The following is a 17,512-nucleotide window of genomic DNA, read 5'->3' as shown; positions in this document are numbered from 1 at the left end:
GCGATCACAATAGGGCTGAAGTGACCTTGCAGGTCTGACATGAGTCTTCTATACACGCTAGCGAATTGGATTGGGAGCGACCGCGGTTGTTCTGGAGAGAAGAACGAATAAATTTCGACAGTCGGAACTCGTAGCGATCCAGAAAATAGTGATAAATGATGTAGAATATCTTCTGGGCCTACTGCACATGCTCCCATCTGTTCTGCTCTAGTGAACAGGCTTTTGTCGCGGCGGGCCGAAACGACGGTCAATGACCGACGAACCACAGTATGCAGTCGAAGCAACCCAGACATCGGTGGCTATCCTCGAAGCGCTTGTCGACGCGAAGGGGCCTGTCGGCGTTACAGAACTTGCCAATATCGTCGGGGTTTCCAAGAGCGTCGCCCATAACCACCTCTCGACGTTGCGTGCGGCCGGATACGTGGTCAAGCGCGCAGAGAAATATGAGGCGTCGCTCCGCCCGTTGTCTCTCGGTGAGCGAACGCGTGATGGACTCAGTTTCTATCAGGCGGCGAAACAACAACTGGACAATCTCGCGGCGGCAACAGGGGAGACAGCGACACTGTTCGTCCTTGAGGAAACGGCCGGTGTCCCGGTGTCGATCTCCGAACCCGAGGACGGCTGGTCAGTCCCGTTCCACGCGGGCGAACGGTTGCCACTCCATGTCAACGCTCCGGGAAAGGCACTGCTGTCGTCGCTCCCGAGTGATCGCGTCGAATCGGTTCTCTATGGAAGAGAGCTTGTCGCACCGACTGACGCAACTCTCGTCGATCCAGACGAACTCATCGAGGAACTGCGCCGGGTTCGGGATGACGGCATTGCGTTCTGTAGAGGAGAACAGTACGAGGGGATTATCGGTGTTGCCGCCCCGCTCCCTGACGTCAGTGGTGATCGGATCGCTGCACTGGGCATCTGTGGCCCCGTCGAGCGTTTGAACGGCCGATACCTCAGGGAAGATATCACCGGGCAAGTCCTCAGCACGACAAAATCCATTCAGGTGGCCCTTACATCGAATTGATGGGTTCCTGAATAACGGGCGTACTACTGTTATTCTATTCTGTCGGTGGCCGCCATCGGAATGGACGAACGCCCTCACTGCCACACACCGCTACCGGCGACGCCTGACCTTCGTGCGTCGAAAAGATAGTTCGCGGTCACCTCGGCATCAGAAGTAATCTCGCGAAGGAGTCGCGGCTCACTTTATTCCCCCTCTGTACTGACTGTGAGATTAAGCACCATCGTGTGAGTGCTACTGCTGTCGATCGCGTGCTGTTCTCTATAGCAGAACAGGCCGCAGGATTGAACAGCGAGGTGTTGTGGGGACAGTCCTACTGACTACAACAGCGGCTATTGGTCTCTAACTCACGCCCACCGCTAATATGGATGTATAATTGATACACTTCAAGTCATATATTTCAAAATTGGGTATGGAATTGCTAGATATACGTCTATTTCACCCAAGTCTGTATATCTCACACGCAACGTCTGATCTTCCACGGAAGTAGATAGCTCTGATGGGTATCGCTACGAGACGACGCAGCACCAGATAACTACTGCAACCGTGACCCTGTCAGAGACGGAGACATACGGTTTCCGCGGGAACTGCAGGAAAACCGACTGTGTTCTCACAATGGGGTGCCACAGCCAGGGCACAGCGGGGGGCCGGATTCGGGGAGCGAAAGCCCGCAGTGTGGGCACCCGTCATCGCCTTCCAGCGTCCGGATCTCCGAGACAATGTCGGATGTCTGCGTGCGGATTGCATCTCTCGCGGCTATTCCTGTGAAGCCATCAGCAGGTTCCGCCCCGCGATACTGGGAGAGAGCGAACTGGGCTCGCTCGGCAACAAACTCCTCGTCCACAGTGAACTCTTCGAGTTGTGCTTCCGGGAACGCTTCCACGCTCTTAGTGCCAGCAAGCAACCCCAGCGCTTCGGCTGCCCGCCCGCGGACGTATCTGCTTTCGTCTTCGAGACACGAGACGAGTGCTTCCCTGGCGTCTGTAAGCCGTTCGGGACACGCAGAGCCGATAACGACGAGAGCTGTGCTCAGGTGATATCGAACCAGTTCGCTGTCCGCTCGAAGATGCTCGGCGAGCGAGTCGACCTGATAGCGGAGTCTGTCGGGACGGCCCATGGCGACGTGGGCCAGCGCCTTCGCCAATTTCTCCCTAACTTCTGGTTTGTCGAACTCCAGGCCGATGCGCAGGTCTGCCACGACCTCAGGCGAGACGACGGCATCGGGATGGTCGACGGCGACGTAGCCCAGCGCCTCTGCACACCGGGCGCGAACGTAGTAGAACTCCGACTCATCCGCCAGTCGCTCGGCAAGCGTCGGGACAACCGGAACCACGCTGTCCGGCGCGCTCTCGCTGACCGTGACGAACAATTTCGCTGTCGTGAGCCGTGTCGGCCGCTCGCTGTTCTGCAAAAACTCAGTGAGCGACGCCAGCACGCCATCGAACAGTTCCGGCTGGTCGTCAGCAGCCGCTTTGAGTGACCGCAAGCACGCCTGTTGGTCAGCCGCTCCGGCCGTCGAAAGCCGCTCGAGTACTGTCAGTGCGTCAGCTTTCTCTCCTTGTTCGAGTAACGTCACAATCTCTGAATCTGGAGGTGCACCGGATTGGTCGTCCATCGGTCCGTTGTCTGCGTTTCTCGGAGAACCCACAAAACCCCTTGCCTCCCGGGTATTACTCGATCCGAAAACAACCGCACACCGTTGAAGCTGTGATACCGCTATTAACGCAGTATATGGTAATGTATCTGCGATAGATACACTTCTATATGAGTGATATCGGTAGAGAGTATCGATATTTGGATGTATTGGTGTGGCGGATATATTAATCCGCTTACATCGGGCGAGTGGCAGTATAAGTAAATACAGTAACTGTCTGCTGATCTATAGTAACAATTGAAACGATTTACACACTGATCGCACTGCCGTCGTGCGATCAGGTGTGCATTGATTTTCAATGGCTACTATAGTAAAACGATGCCCAGCGTAGCTGGATATACGCGGCAGCCCACTGGATTTATCGGACTTCCGCCCGTTTCAGACAAAAACTAAATGATGATGTAGGTTTTCGGTTCGCGCATAGATGAAAAGCAAACGCGCGTCGTTCGAGGGCGCTCTCGAAGCATTGGGTGTGACAGTTTCAAGCACTGCCGAGTCCGACCTCGAAGCCGCTGTTACGGAGGCAGTCACGGAGCCTGCAGTCGGGATCGCGCTCGGCGAAACGGCCGGGGACGAGGCGTTTTCTCTCACGGAGACGCCGGTCACGGTCGACCCCACTCCGGTCGCGCTTCGCGAAGCGACCACCGGCGTAACCGGTGCTGAACTCGGCATCGGCGACTACGGTTCGCTCGTCCTCTCGATGACCGAAGAGGCCAGCGAACTCGTGAGCCTGTTTGTCGAGCGTCACGTCGCCATTCTTCACGAGGAAGACATCCAGCCCGATATGGACGCGGCAGTGGCAGAACTGGACGAGCGGTTCAACGAAACCGGTGGGAGCGCGATCATCGCAACAGGACCGAGCGCGACAGCCGATATGGGCGCGCTCGTCAAAGGCGCACACGGACCCAAGGAAGTCCACGTCATCATCGTCGAGGAGGGTGCGTGACGATGGCGACCGCCGACGAACTCCGCGAGCTGATGCGGACCGAGGGCGCGGCAGTCGCGGAGAACACGCAGGGGTTCAACACGGGGCGCTACGACTCTGTCGCGGACCTGGAAGACTACGAGGAACTCAAGCGAGCGGCCCGGAGTATCAAGGAGGACGCCATCGAGGAACTTCCAGATCTCCTCGATCAACTGACGGAGACCGTCGAAGCGAACGGGGGAACGGTGTACATCGCCGACGACGCTGTCGACGCGAACGACTACATTCGCGACGTCGTCGACGAGCGAGCGGCTGACCGGGTCGTCAAGAGCAAGTCGATGACCAGCGAGGAGATCGAGGTCAACGACGCGCTCGAAGCGGACGGTGTGGACGTAGTCGAGACGGACCTGGGCGAGTGGGTGTTGCAGGTGGCTGACGAAGCCCCTTCCCATATCGTCGCTCCGGCGATTCACAAGTCACGGGAGAGCATTGCGGACCTGTTCAACGAACAGTTCGAGCCCGACGAACCGCTCGAGACGGCTGAGGAACTGACCCGCTTCGCCCGGAAAAAGCTGGGCGAGCAGATCATCGACGCGGAAGTCGGCATCACCGGCGCGAACTTCGTCACTGCCGATACCGGGACGATGGCGCTGGTCACCAGTGAGGGCAACGCCCGCAAGACCGTCGCGGCGACGGACACGCACGTCGCAGTGGCCGGCGTCGAGAAGGTCATCCCGACGGTTGGAGACCTCCACCCGTTCATCGAACTCATCGGTCGGTCGGGCACCGGCCAGGACATCACGTCGTACGTCTCCTTGTTGACCCCGCCGGTCGACACCCCGGTCGTCGATTTCACCGACGACGAAACGCCGCTGTCGGAGTTTGAGTCCGACCGCGATTTCCACCTCGTACTCATCGACAACGGCCGGCTGGAGATGCGGGACGACGAGCACCTCCGGGAGACGCTGTACTGCATCCGGTGTTCCGCCTGTTCGAACTCCTGTGCGAACTTCCAGAGCGTCGGCGGCCACGCCTTTGGCGGCGAAACGTATTCGGGTGGCATTGCGACGGGCTGGGAGGCCGGCATCGAGGGCCTGGATGTGGCCGAGGAGTTCAACGACCTCTGTACCGGGTGTACGCGCTGCGTGAACGCCTGCCCGGTCGGTATCGACATCCCATGGATCAACACCGTCGTCCGGGATCGGATCAACCGCGACAAGGACGCCCCCGGAGAGTGGCTCGTCGACGGCCTCACGCCCGACGAAGCGGACGACGGTGCGCCACTGCAAAAGCGCTTCTTCGGCAACTTCGAGACTGTCGCAAAACTCGGCAGCGCCACCGCGCCGGTGTCGAACTGGCTGGCCGACACGACAGTTGCACGGCAAGCGATGGACCGAATTCTGGGTATCGACCCCCGACGTGACCTCCCGACGTTCGAACGGGAGACGCTCGTCGACTGGGCCGCCGCCCGCGACTCAAAGGTCACAGATCCCGAACGCCGGGCAGTGCTCTACCCGGACCTGTACACGAACCACGTACAGGTCGAGCGCGGCAAAGCCGCCGTGAAGGTGCTCGAATCGCTGGGCGTCGACGTGGTGGTCCCACCGGCACCATCCAGCGGCCGCGCGCCGCTGTCTCAGGGAATGGTCGCGACGGCAACCGACCACGCCGAACGGGTCACGGAGACGCTCGAACCTCATATCGAAGATGGCCGCGATGTGGTCGTTATCGAACCGAGCGACCACGCGATGTTCACACGGGAGTACGAGCGCCTCCTCGACGAGTCGGCGTTCACCGACATCGCGGAGAACAGCTACGAGGTGTTCGAATACGTGTTCGGGCTGCTCGACAACGGGGGGTCCGTCGATTCGCTCTCGACCGTCACCGGCGCTGAAATCGCGTACCACAGCCACTGCCAGCAGCGGACGCTCGGGCTCGAAGCTCACACTGTCGCTGTGCTCGAAGAGTGTGGCTACGACGTCGTCACGTCTGACGTGGAGTGTTGCGGTATGGCCGGGAGCTTCGGGTACAAGTCCGACTACTACGAACTGAGCATGGACGTCGGCGACCGACTCCGGACGCAGTTGCGCGACGACGGTGTCCAAGACCGCCCCGTCGTCGCAAGCGGGACGTCCTGTCTCGAACAGATCGACGCTCTGCTGGAACGGCAGCCGCGCCATCCAATCGAGCTGTTGGCGACATAAACTGAGAACCGCGTGCAGGCAACAGGACACAGCCCCTAACGCGTGTACGGCCGTTATTTATCCCGTCTCTATACCTCTTGCGCGTGTTGGGCTACGTATTGGAATGGACACCACGACCCGAGATGTCGTGCGTGCCGGTGTGACGCGTGCGTATCGTGTCTTGTCCTGTCTGCGGTCTGCAGTGCACGTATACAGGTCCGCAACGACAGCTACTCGCGGAGCGACGGCGCGGCGAGCTGTCCGTTGTCGAACTCGATCGGCGACGGCGCTTCGACGACTCGGAGGTCGTCACGGTCGCGTGCGGCCTCGATCAGCGCGGGTGACGCGTAGAGCTGATGGAGATGCATCGTGTCGGCCGCACGGAGCACACGAACTGTGTCGGTGTCCACGACTCCAATCGTCGACAACGCGGCGACGATGCCGGCGCGGTCGGTTTCGACCACCGGCGGTACTTTCACCCCGCGAATCGTGCTCGCGGTGAGCGCGTTGATGAGCGACGTCTGCGCGTCGAGTTCCGCGACGACGTCTTCGTGGACGACATCCGCAGAACCGACGCCCATCGCGTTTCCGTGTGTCTTCTCTGTCAGCCCGCGGGTGAAGATGCGCTTGACCTCCGGCGTCTCGGGAGCCGGCTCGTTTATCGAGAACGGCCGGCGGCCGATGACGTTGGTATCGAGCCCCTGGCCGCTGATCTCCTTCCCCTGGCGGTCGAACATCACGAGATCGAGATCTTCGAACGGGAGCTTGGGCATCAGTTCGTAGGCAGTCTCTAACAGTTCCGCCTCGCGGTCGAGGAAGCCACTCGGCGGCACGCCCTCTATCAGCGTCGTCTCGTCGTGCTGGTCCTCGACGATTGCGACGCCGCCGACAATCGGCAACTCGTCGAGCAACTGCCCGGTGATCTCTGGAATCATCCGCCGGAACGACCAGTCGACGGCCCACTTGTGCGCGATCTGTGCGCCGCGTTGCTTGCCCATGCCGATGACGAGCATCTTCGAGAGCCCGCTCTCGACTGGCCCGTCGAAGTCCGTATGCGGTTTGACGCGGTTGATGGGGATGATCGCATCGGCCGCCACGGCCTTGTCGTCTGCGACGACGGGCACGTCCCTGTCCGGCGTTCGCCCGACCTCGACCACGTCCATGGTCGACCGGATTTCACAGCCGATAGCCGACTCGGTCACGCCGAGTTCGTTCAGCATCGTTCGCTGGCCCTCGCCAGTAGCCCCACCGTGGCTCCCCATAGCCGGGAAGACGAACGGCTCGTAGCCGGCGTCGGAAACCGCGTCGACGACACCGGCGACAATCGTGGACAGGTTCGCGATACCACGGCTGCCGACGCCCAGCGCGACTTCGCCGCCTTCTGGCACGTCGGCAAAGGACAGGGATTCGACCGCCCGGGCCGCGTGTGTTGCGACGTCGTCCGGCGCTATCGGGTCCGTTTCCCAGTTCTGTTCGATGACGCCGAGTTCGGGGAGCGGCGGGTCGCCACAGGCATCGACGATTGTTTCTTCCGGAACGGAGAGGGCGTCCGCCGCGATCTGTTGATCGGATGCGTTCATACGCAGCATATCAGACTGTCTGTTGATAAACGTGAGCCACGGATCGAACGGTACTGCCCTTCCATCGTGATGCGGCAGTCCGGTAGTACCACTCGAAAATAGCCACCGTGTCTCGGGGGCCGGCATTACTCGCTCGGGTCTGGGATAACGAGCACGGCCACGTCGTTGACGTTCGTCCCGGTCGGCCCGGTCTCGACTGTCGCCTCGATTTGAGAGAGGTACGAGCCGGCGTCGTTTGCGAGAAGCGCGTCGCGGGCCCGTTCGCGGTCGTCGACGACGGTCGCGTCAGCGATAGCCCCGGCCACGTCGGAGCTCCCGTCTTCGCCGTCAGTGTCGACGGCGGCGATGAGCGCGTCGCCGTCGTGGACCAGTGCGCCGGAGAGGACGAACTCCTGATTGGGGCCGCCTTGTCCACCGTCCCCGGTCACGGTCACAGTCGTTTCGCCGCCGGCGAGGAGGACGGCCGGCGGCTCGACGGGTGTTCCCGTCGCCGTAGCTTCTTCGGCGATAGCGACGAGCGGTTTCGCCACCTCGCGGGCTTCGCCGCGCAGGCGAGACGTGAGCACGAGCGGTTCGTACCCGGCTTCCCGTGCGACAGCAGCGGCGGCGTCAAGTGCGGTTGCGTTGTCCCCGATGAGATGGTTCGTGACCCGGTCAAAGACCGAATCGCCGGGAAACGGTGTCTCCGATATTCGGCCGTCTCGTCCGGCTTCGAGGTGGTCTCGAACGGCCGGCGGTGGAGTGAGGTCGTACTGAGCAAACACGTCAAGGGCGTCCTCGTAGGTGGCTTCGTCCGGAACTGAGGGCCCGCTACCGATGGTCGAGAGGTCGTTCCCGACAACGTCGCTGATCAGTACCCCGGCGACAGTGGCGGGAGCCGCGCGCCGTGCTATCTGCCCGCCTTTCAGGTCCGAGAGGTGCTTCCGGACCGCGTTGATCTCTTCAATCGGGACGCCACCACTCAGGAGTCTGTCGGTCGTCGTCTGGAGGTCGTCCAGCGTCAGGTCTCCGGCCGGAGCCGACAGAAGCGCGCTGGCTCCGCCGGTCAGGACAAACAGCACGAGCGTGTCTTCGTCGGCGTCGTCGACGGTTTCGAGAATATCGATGGTCGCCTCAACGTTCCGGTTCGACGGTAACGGGTGGTCTCCGACGGAACTCCGGACAGTTTCGGTGTCGATAGCCTGCTCGACGACGACGTGGCCGCCGCTGAGGGAGTCGCCGAGAATGGATTCGAGCGCGCGGGTCACGCCGCCCGTGGCTTTCCCGCCGCCGACAACAACGACATCGGTGTAGTTGCCGAGGTCGTACGTTGTCTCACCGACTGTCAGCGTCTCACCGACGCGGCTGACGACCGACCTAGTGGCCACTTCTGGCGCAGCCGCGGCCACGGCGGCCTCGATACAATCGAGTGCCACCTCGCGTGCAGCGTTGGCAGCCAGTGCGGCCCGGTTCTGAATCATACAACTGTTTCCATCCGAATCGGTAAAAGTCCCCTCGGTAGCAGGGGTCCGCGAGCGTTGTCTGCCGCGATGAGATACCATCCCTACCGATAATGTGATCATTATATAGCTACTGTTTAAAACCGTCCCAATATACCCCAGCCCTGCTGGAAGCTCCGTCTGAAGATATTCCCGAGTAAGGGAACTTGTAACCGAGTGGATTGCCCAGTTAGAACTGGGTAGAGGCCAAGAAATAGAGCATTCTGACATTTCCTGTTACAGTCAGCGTCCGATGCACCTCCGTCCTCATCGTGCCGGTATCCACCTCTCAACTCTCCGGGCTACTCCAGTCGCCAGTTCTCGGTGTATTATATTGGGCTGGTTGAGCAAGCCAAATGTTTTGGATCAGGACCAGTGGTAGACGTTGTTTTATATCATTACGTATGGATTATCTGTATCCTTCATACGGACATCACTGAATCGATGAAGCAAGCAAGTATCTACATCTTTGATATCGAGATCAAATAACTGGCCTGAATGTGGATCTCTTACTATACTTGTACATATATTTGTACATATAACTCGATCAGCAACCGGCGGCGTTTATTTCCCTTCAGCACTGAGCGTCGATTCAAGCCCTTTTTCGAGCGACACTGTTGATTCATATCCCAGCAGTGTGCGTGCGTCACTGAGATCTGCTTCGCTCTCCTTGATGTCATCTGTGCGTTCAGGGACGTGTTTTATCCCCACATCCGTTCCAACGACATCTCGGACGGTTTCGGCGAGTTCGTTGATAGAGATACTTCGTCCAGTTCCGACGTTGAACGGCCTGCCGATAGCATCCGTTGTAGCTGCAAGCAGGTTTGCACGTACGACATCATCGACGTGGACGAAATCTCGCGTCTGTTCCCCGTCACCCTCGATTGTGAGCGGGTTGCCCGCCTGCGCCTGCCGGATGAAGGTGCCGATGACACCGGCGTACTCCCCGTCAAGCCCACGCGGCCCGTAGACGTTGAAGTATCGTAACGGAACTGTCGGCAGGCCGTACCGTTCTGTGTAAAACTGCGCATACTGTTCACCGAGATGCTTCTCGATTCCATATGGAGTGCGTGGGTCGGCCGGCTCCGCTTCTCTAATCGGGACTGTATCGGGATTGCCGTATACGGCGGCACTTGAGGCGAGTACGACCCGTGCATCCTGCCGTCGAGCGCAATCGAGAACGGTGACGGTTGCCGACCCGTTGAGCTCGTGACAGTCGACCGGCTGCTCGATTGACTCGGGGACACTAACCATCGCGGCCTCATGAAAAACTATGTCGACGTCGTCCATCGCTTCGCTGACTGTTTCCGTATCTCGTATGTCACCCTCAATTACAGTCACATCCTCCGGGAGGTTTGCTCGCCGTCCCGTCGAGAAGTTATCAAGGACTCGAACATGGTTCTCCACCGCTAACGCTGATGTTAGATGGCTTCCAACGAACCCACCACCCCCGGTAACTAGCACCCGACAATTGCTGACATCATTCATCGACATGTCATTCGAAGACGCGGTTTTCATGTTTTAAGTTATTCGTAGACATACGTCTCCTTTCCCGAGCGAGTCATCTCGATCTCATAGAGGCTGTACCGAACTAAACCCGTCTGATACCGTAGCGGCCATGCGTTGTATCCCCACCTCAGACTATACTTTGTTACCTGCTTTTTGCGGATAATACAGGATTGGGGCAATCTCGGAAAGCTGGGAATAACAATGTGATAACTCGTTCACAGCAGAGCACAACGGAGTCCACTACTCGCCACAATGATACCACTATACGTACTGGAGCGTGTGGGCAACCACACCGAACGACCGCCATCGAGAGCGGTTCCGGAGTGGGACTGAGATGTCGGATAGAATCCAACAATCACCCGCTAATGACGGTATCCGCGAGGTTTCCAAGAACTTGCCCGCGGTGGGACTAGTCGCGACCGAGTCGAACGCTGAGTGGATCGCGGCTGAAATCCTTCGCATACACTCACGGGCACACCAAGCAATCGTTACAGCTGCTGTTGATGCTGACCTTCAGGCACTCACTTTTGCCCGGTGGCTTGATGCAGAGGTGGTTCTCCCTTCTGGAAACTGGGCTGAGACCGATACCCCTCGCGAGCGGTTGCGTCTGTTCGCTAAGCAAGCTGGGTATCCGGGACTCCTGTACCATGGTGAAGAGAAGGGGTCAGTTAATCTCTCGGCAAGCCGCGAAGCCCTGGAGAATACCGAGAAATTCACAGTCGAAGCCCGTCTTGAGCCCGTCACGGACCCGGACCCGACTGTCATGGTCGGAATTCCCGCGTACAACGAGGCGGCGACGATTGGGGCAGTAGTGGAGTCAGCTAAGAACTATGTCGACACCGTTCTGGTGGTCGACGATGGGAGTACTGACGACACCGTCGAAGTCGCAGCGGCGGCCGGTGCGACAGTGTATGAGCACGACCGTAACATCGGGTATGGCGGTGCCCTCAACAGTATTTTTGACCAAGCTAGCCGTGGTGACGCCGACTACTTGGTCATACTCGACGCAGACGGGCAGCACGACCCCAGTGACATCCCGGAATTAATCGAACAACAGCGGAAATCCGGGGCGGAAGTTGTCATCGGCAACCGGTTCGATGAGGATGCAGACACCGAGATACCGTTGTACAGGCGGTTTGGCCTATTTGCGGTTAACCTCATGACAAACCTCAGCCTCGGAATCCTCAAGCCGGCAAATCAGATCAGCGATACACAGAGCGGATTCCGTGCGTATAGTACAGAGGCTATAACCTCGCTCGCTGAGGACAACTCAATCGGAGACCAGATGGATGCGAGTACCAATATTCTGTACCATGCTCACTCAAATGGCTACCAGATCACAGAGGTTCCGACGACGATAGATTACGACGTGGAGACTTCTAACAACCTTGGCCCAGTTGAGCATGGCCTCACGCTCGTTGGAAACATTATTCGGACGGTTGAGCGAGAACATCCGATTATGTTGCTCGGCGTGCCTGGTGTCTCCTGCGTTCTGATCGGATTTGTGTTTACTTACCTTACGATGTTCAACTATCTTCAGTCCGGAACTTTTCCACTTGGACATGCTCTGGCTAGCACTACCTTCACAATTATTGGCATCCTCGCAGCCTTCACTGGAATCATTCTCCACTCCTTAGAATTATACCGCCAATAGCTGGCAGTTCAAGTATTTAACGGACAAATTAGGGTTCGTATCTTTCTTTCTCAGGTGTTGGTTTACCAGAGTATTTGATTTTTGATTGGGAACAACTTCTGCATAACAAAGGGTAACCTATATGATTCGTACGTCAATGGAGCACGAACCCATATCAGACTATCTGGAACGGGGACAGCGCTACGAGTCAATGATCAAACTACGGGAGGCACTGGAAATATGACTATCTGCGTCCATGGGCTCGGCTATATCGGGCTTGCAACCGCATCGCTGTTCGCCAACGAAGGCACCGATGTCATTGGTTTCGATGTCAACGAAGATGTAATAGATCGCCTCCACGAGGGTGAGCCCAAAGTCAGCGAGTCGGAGCTTGAGTCGTACATTCAGGATGCGTTAGAGTGTAATCTAACGCCGAGCCGTCGCCCCCAACCCGCTGATGTGCATATCATCTGCGTTCCAACACCGTACGACGAACTGAACGATGAGGCGGATCTGACCTACGTGAAGGACGCTGGGCGAAACGTGGCCAACGTTCTCAGGCCTGGCGACACCGTCATTCTGGAATCAACAGTGCCGCCGGGAACAACTACCGGAATCCTGGCGCCGATCATATCACGAAGCGATCTCAATATCGGTGAACATGTCCACTTGGGGTACACGCCGGAGACGGTGATGCCGGGGAATACGCTCACAGAACTCCGAACCAACGATCGAATCGTTGGAGGTGTTGATGAGGCCTCGGTTAGCGCTATCAAGTCCCTCTACGAACCGCTTACCACCGGAGAGATACATGTCGCCGCTGACCCAACAACCGCCGAGTTCGTGAAACTCGCACAGAACGCTGAGCGAAACGTTAGTATTGCGTATGCTAACACGCTCGCTCTCCTTGCAGAGAACTACGGCATCGATGTGCGGTCTGCGATCACCCTCGCAAACAACCATCCGCGGGTTGATATTCTGAGTCCAGGTCCAGGGGTAGGTGGACACTGCCTTCCTGTCGACCCACGGTTCCTGAGCGATGGCTCTGGTGCAACGGAGCTGATCGATATAGCGAACCGAGTCAACGGCAGGATGCCTGAACACGTTATCAGATTACTCGAGGACGCTATCGACTCGCTCGAAAATAAGACTGTAGCTGTCCTTGGAATAACATACAAGGGTAACGTCAGCGACACTCGAAATAGTCCAGGCTTGGAAATAGCCCAGTTGCTCGGTAATGTCACGGTGGATACACGCCCAGCCATGGATGGGGGTTGGGACGAGGGATCAGTCACTATTCACGACCCACGGGCGACGGACTCCAGACTACAGCTCGTTACGCTCGATACAGCAGTAAATGGCGCTGATGCAGTGATATTCGGGGCAGCACACGATGAGTTTGCAGAACTTAACCCGGCAGACATTCGGTCGAAGATGACGGGCCGAACCGTGATTGACCCGGTCGATGTAATCGACGTGGATCACTGGACTGAGCACGGGTTCGATGTCCGGACAATCTGAGTCGTTCTACGAATACCATTCTGTTAGTAACAACTCCCTCGCGGTCGGCTGGCCATCATCAACGGCGTAGGAGGCCCATAACAATCCTGTTGACGACTCACGGAACCGCTATGAAACCTGATCGGGTGGCACTATTGTCAGAATTTCGCCCTACGAGACGAGGACAACAATGACTGACAGCACTGTGGGTTTCGTCCTTGGAACGCGTCCCGAGATTATCAAGTTAGCCCCGGTAATTCAGGAGTGTCACCGACGTGGCGTCGACACACATATCATCCACACTGGGCAGCATTACTCAGATTCGCTGGATACCGTCTTTTTCCGACAACTCGGATTATCACCGCCAGATACGAACCTCGAAATCGGATCTGACGATCACGGGGCTCAGACTGGTGCGATGCTCGCTGGTATTGAGAAAGAACTTCAAGATGCCGAGCCAACGGTGGTGTTTGTCCAAGGGGACACGAACTCGACTCTCGCAGGTGCATTAGCGGGGAGCAAGATAGATGTCGACGTAGCCCACGTCGAAGCTGGGCTTCGGAGTTTCGATGACGACATGCCCGAAGAGACGAACCGCGTCATCATCGATCACATCTCCGATTACCTCTTTCCCCCGACCGCCGAGACAGCGGTGTTGCTCCGAGACGAAGGGGTCCCCGAGGACCGCATCACAGTCACCGGAAATACGATCGTCGACGCAGTCGAAACCTTTGATGATGAAGCCGCAGACAAAAGTCAGATTCTGAGTGAACTCGGCCTTTCCGAAGGGCAGTTCGACCTATTGACTGCTCACCGGGCGGAAACAGTTGACGACCGGGAAGCCTTCGAGCGGATTCTCAGCGGCGTTGCACGGGCAAGCGCTCAAGCGGACCGGGAGGTCATCTACCCAATCCATCCCCGAGCGGAGGATCGCCTCGAAGAGTTCGGTATCGCAGTCCCCGATCAAGTTCGTCTTATCGAACCACTGGGGTTCTTCGATTTCCTCAGATTAGAGAGTACAGCGGACTTGGTGTTCACCGATTCAGGTGGTGTCCAAGAGGAGACGAGCATCCTCGGGACACCGTGTGTGACGCTCAGGTATGGAACTGAACGCCCTGAGACGGCGTTTGTCGGTGCGAACTGCGTTGCCGGCCGGGAGCCGAGTAGTATCACTGCAGCGGCGACACAGATGCGCGGAAAGGCTGAGGATTGGACGACGCCTTTCGGAGATGGGACAGCCGCCATTCAGATACTCGATTCAGTTTCGGAACTCCCCGTCAGGGAAGCAGTCACAGCGCCCGAGTGACCGGCCGGCAAGCAATGTACGCCCGGTTCTGATTCGGGTAGTTTCTCGAGTACGAATTGACCGCTCTTCAACGACTTGTTTGACCAAGGATAGGGAAGAACGACCAAATCTGTACAACTGGAAGAGCGTGTTCTGTCTGGTTGCTTTCCCGGTGGTAATTCACCAATTGACAACAGGTTACTCCCCATCCAATGAGCTTATTTTGGCCAGATTCCGGACGGGAACTCTTGGCACTAATCGGTTACATGCACTGGTAGTAACTGTCTAATTTTATTACTACGACCGCACCAAGCGATAATGACTACTGATGCTGATGCGAACATGGAGACGGAGACGCTCCCGATCGATCTTCTGTTGGTCGGACTCCTCGGATTCTGGCACCTCGGCGTTGCCCAGGGATATTTCGAACAGTCTCCCGCAGGGGTTTTTTTGGGGTTGGGGGCGGTACTTGTTGCACCGGGATACGCTCTAGTTGCGCTTCTATTCCCACGAGGATCTTCCGAGTCTGGTGGACTGTTTGACAACCGGGAAGGACGAATATCTGCCGGTGAACGACTTCTCCTTGCAGTCGGGAGCAGTGTCTGTATAGTTCCACTATTGGGGCTCGGGTTAGTCTTGGGCTCGCTTGGTGCGACTACCGGATCGTATCAACTCTCTATCGGAGTCACGACGGTACTCCTCACGTTTGCTGCAACGATCCGACGGGCGCGAATGCCATCAGATGTGCGTTTCAGTCCCCTGCGGTGGATGACAACTGTACGGAGCCGAGCGTTTTCAACACCGTCTGGGGGTGTTCCGACGATACGCATTTTGCTTGTATTTGGGCTTCTTCTCTCCGGTACCGGTATTGGGTACGCGGCCATATCGACTGAACGGGGTGAACAGTTTACCGAGTTTGCGCTGGTAACTGAATCCGCCGACGGAGAAGCCATAGCGTCTGAGTATCCGTCACAGATCCCGCTCGGAAGTTCTCGGACTGTTCAGGTCTCCATCGGCAACCATGAAGGCCAAGAACTAAACTATACTGTTGTTGTCATTGCGCAGAGAATCGAGGACGGCAGTGTCCTGGCCACTGCACGGATTGACCGATTCAGAAACCGTGTCGGGGCGGGTGACACTCTCAAGCGGCCACACGAACTGTCCCCCACGCTGGTCGGTGATCACATTCGAGTTTCATACCTCCTCTACCGCAATGAAGCACCAGTTGGGGCGAATCCTCGTCCCGAGAACGCGTACCGCCGCACACACATCTGGGTTAACGTCACCAGTGGCTGATAGCATAGGCTCGAGCTCCGCAAGACCAAGCTATAGTAACAATTGAAACGATGTACACACTGATCGTACTGCCGTCGTGCGATCAGGTGTGCATTGATTTTCAATGGCTACTATAGCCTCGTAACGACAATTCGAGAGGTGTATTTTCTGCTATGTGTGATACCTATGCTTGGCACAGTACACCTGTGACAAGCGCTTATTGTTTTCTAATACAGGATAGTGTCAAAACGTTGGTCTCCCAAGTCAGGAGGAATCTCGACTATTTTAGACGGGATACCACAGGCATTGAAGCCAGATGCCTTCTCCTTTAAACTTAATACAGTTCCGCCGCCATGATTTCTGAAGGAGAAAATGAATTGCGAAGACCGTTCGCACCTCTATCACGTCGTGCCTTCAAAAACACCGAAAAGGATCAGACTACTTCAATGACCCGCTCAAACAGGAGGGAGAAAGTAATAAGCCAACCGACAAGCTTGACGACCTGTAGCCGACGCCACCACTGCCCGTCTGCCAGCGGAGGGAACACCTCACTAGTTACGAGTAGGATCAGAAACAGTCCGACAAGGTAAACTCGAAGACCAGTGATGCCAACGACCCAGATGGTGACTAGTGAGAGCGTTCCTAGAGTCACAAACGATACGAGAAACCACTGGAACCGACTCTGGCTAGGCGCTGACATCGACATGGATGAAACCCACTTGGCCCCCGGCATATGGATTACGTACTAAAGCATAGTGAGACCTGACAAATAGTAATTCCCCTGAAAAGCTATGGTTGTGGTCGATAAGACACCGGCTAACGATACGCTGTCTTTATTATTACACGGTAGCCCCTCCGCAATCAAAAGACGATCTTGTCTGTATAATACCAATTCAGATCTGCCACCTTGGGGGGTATCACCTCGTCCAGAAAGCACTCTTGTCTGTCGGTAGCAATGTTGTACTTAACTATGCCGGCATACAAATTACAATTCAAAATTGACATGTCGGGAGAAAGCGACACGAACGGTGAGAATCCGCTTGTGAGTGTAGTAATACCTACGTATGGGAGAGACGAACACCTGCCAGCCGCGATTAAAAGTGTACTTAACCAACAGTACGACCGGATCGAACTTCTGGTCGTTGATGACGGGTCACCGACACCTGTAGCGACGACATTACCCGAGGATATTTTGAGTGACGGGCGTGTGAAAACTATCCGGCATAAAGAAAACAGGGGTGCAAACGTCGCCCGAAATACGGGTATTCAGACTTCAAATGGTGATTATGTCGCGTTCCTTGACGATGATGACCGGTGGGACGAGACGAAGATCGGGAAACAGGTCGATACGTTCATCGCTCTTGCGTAGTAGATTGTTGATAGCGAGAGCTGCGGCTGAAAGTCGAAGAGGGCAAGGGCACCGCGCCAGCGGTGCCCGATATGTTCCCAATAAGTCGATTCGTGTCGGAATCGGC

At 57.0% G+C, this 17,512-nt stretch carries 12 protein-coding genes; 8 read left to right on the top strand and 4 right to left on the bottom strand.

The window, feature by feature from the left end; genetic code table 11:
* Positions 1–250: 250 nt before the first annotated feature.
* Positions 251–1,018, top strand: a complete 768-nt coding sequence (locus VI234_RS11685; protein ID WP_008311938.1) for an IclR family transcriptional regulator — start codon at positions 251–253, stop codon at positions 1,016–1,018.
* Between the two features lie 607 nt (positions 1,019–1,625).
* Here VI234_RS11685 and VI234_RS11680 read toward each other — a convergent pair.
* Positions 1,626–2,630 (bottom strand): HEAT repeat domain-containing protein, encoded by a 1,005-nt coding sequence (locus VI234_RS11680; RefSeq protein WP_336330096.1) that lies wholly within the window; start codon positions 2,628–2,630, stop codon positions 1,626–1,628.
* A 463-nt stretch (positions 2,631–3,093) separates the two neighbouring features.
* On the opposite strand from VI234_RS11680, the gene VI234_RS11675 reads away from it, so the two are divergent.
* Together VI234_RS11675 and VI234_RS11670 are read left to right on the top strand one after the other, a co-directional pair.
* A complete protein-coding gene (locus VI234_RS11675; protein WP_336330095.1) occupies positions 3,094–3,615 on the top strand; it encodes an LUD domain-containing protein in 522 nt (173 codons plus the stop codon).
* Positions 3,616–3,617: 2 nt separating this feature from the next.
* A complete protein-coding gene (locus VI234_RS11670; protein WP_336330094.1) occupies positions 3,618–5,798 on the top strand; it encodes an LUD domain-containing protein in 2,181 nt (726 codons plus the stop codon).
* Positions 5,799–6,007: 209 nt separating this feature from the next.
* Here the strand turns inward: VI234_RS11670 and VI234_RS11665 are convergent, their stop codons facing one another.
* From VI234_RS11665 to VI234_RS11655, 3 genes are all read right to left on the bottom strand, one after another.
* Positions 6,008–7,357: a DUF362 domain-containing protein gene (locus tag VI234_RS11665; protein WP_336330093.1), complete on the bottom strand. Its 1,350-nt coding sequence runs from the start codon at positions 7,355–7,357 to the stop codon at positions 6,008–6,010.
* 125 nt (positions 7,358–7,482) lie between these two features.
* Positions 7,483–8,817, bottom strand: coding sequence for a glycerate kinase type-2 family protein (locus tag VI234_RS11660; RefSeq protein WP_336330092.1), 1,335 nt, complete (start codon positions 8,815–8,817; stop codon positions 7,483–7,485).
* A 582-nt stretch (positions 8,818–9,399) separates the two neighbouring features.
* On the bottom strand, positions 9,400–10,323 hold the full coding sequence (locus VI234_RS11655) for an NAD-dependent epimerase/dehydratase family protein (RefSeq protein WP_442905022.1): 924 nt from the start codon (positions 10,321–10,323) through the stop codon (positions 9,400–9,402).
* Between the two features lie 355 nt (positions 10,324–10,678).
* On the opposite strand from VI234_RS11655, the gene VI234_RS11650 reads away from it, so the two are divergent.
* The 5 genes from VI234_RS11650 to VI234_RS11630 all read left to right on the top strand — a co-directional run bounded on the left by VI234_RS11650 (position 10,679) and on the right by VI234_RS11630 (position 17,406).
* Positions 10,679–11,998 (top strand): glycosyltransferase family 2 protein, encoded by a 1,320-nt coding sequence (locus tag VI234_RS11650; RefSeq protein WP_008311950.1) that lies wholly within the window; start codon positions 10,679–10,681, stop codon positions 11,996–11,998.
* A gap of 219 nt (positions 11,999–12,217) precedes the next feature.
* Positions 12,218–13,498: a nucleotide sugar dehydrogenase gene (locus tag VI234_RS11645; protein ID WP_336330090.1), complete on the top strand. Its 1,281-nt coding sequence runs from the start codon at positions 12,218–12,220 to the stop codon at positions 13,496–13,498.
* A gap of 169 nt (positions 13,499–13,667) precedes the next feature.
* Entirely contained in the window at positions 13,668–14,783 is a 1,116-nt protein-coding gene (gene wecB / locus VI234_RS11640) for a non-hydrolyzing UDP-N-acetylglucosamine 2-epimerase (protein WP_049943026.1), read from the top strand.
* Between the two features lie 297 nt (positions 14,784–15,080).
* Positions 15,081–16,058 carry a DUF1616 domain-containing protein gene (locus tag VI234_RS11635; protein WP_336330089.1) on the top strand — a complete coding sequence of 326 codons (978 nt, stop codon included), beginning with the start codon at positions 15,081–15,083 and terminating at the stop codon, positions 16,056–16,058.
* Between the two features lie 949 nt (positions 16,059–17,007).
* Positions 17,008–17,406, top strand: a complete 399-nt coding sequence (locus VI234_RS11630; RefSeq protein ID WP_336330088.1) for a glycosyltransferase family 2 protein — start codon at positions 17,008–17,010, stop codon at positions 17,404–17,406.
* Positions 17,407–17,512: the final 106 nt, after the last annotated feature.

The organism is Haloarcula sp. CGMCC 1.2071, from assembly GCF_037078445.1.
Taxonomy (GTDB): domain Archaea; phylum Halobacteriota; class Halobacteria; order Halobacteriales; family Haloarculaceae; genus Haloarcula; species Haloarcula amylolytica.
Note: the sequence above shows the minus strand (reverse complement) of the source record. Positions and strands in the feature narration are given on the sequence as shown.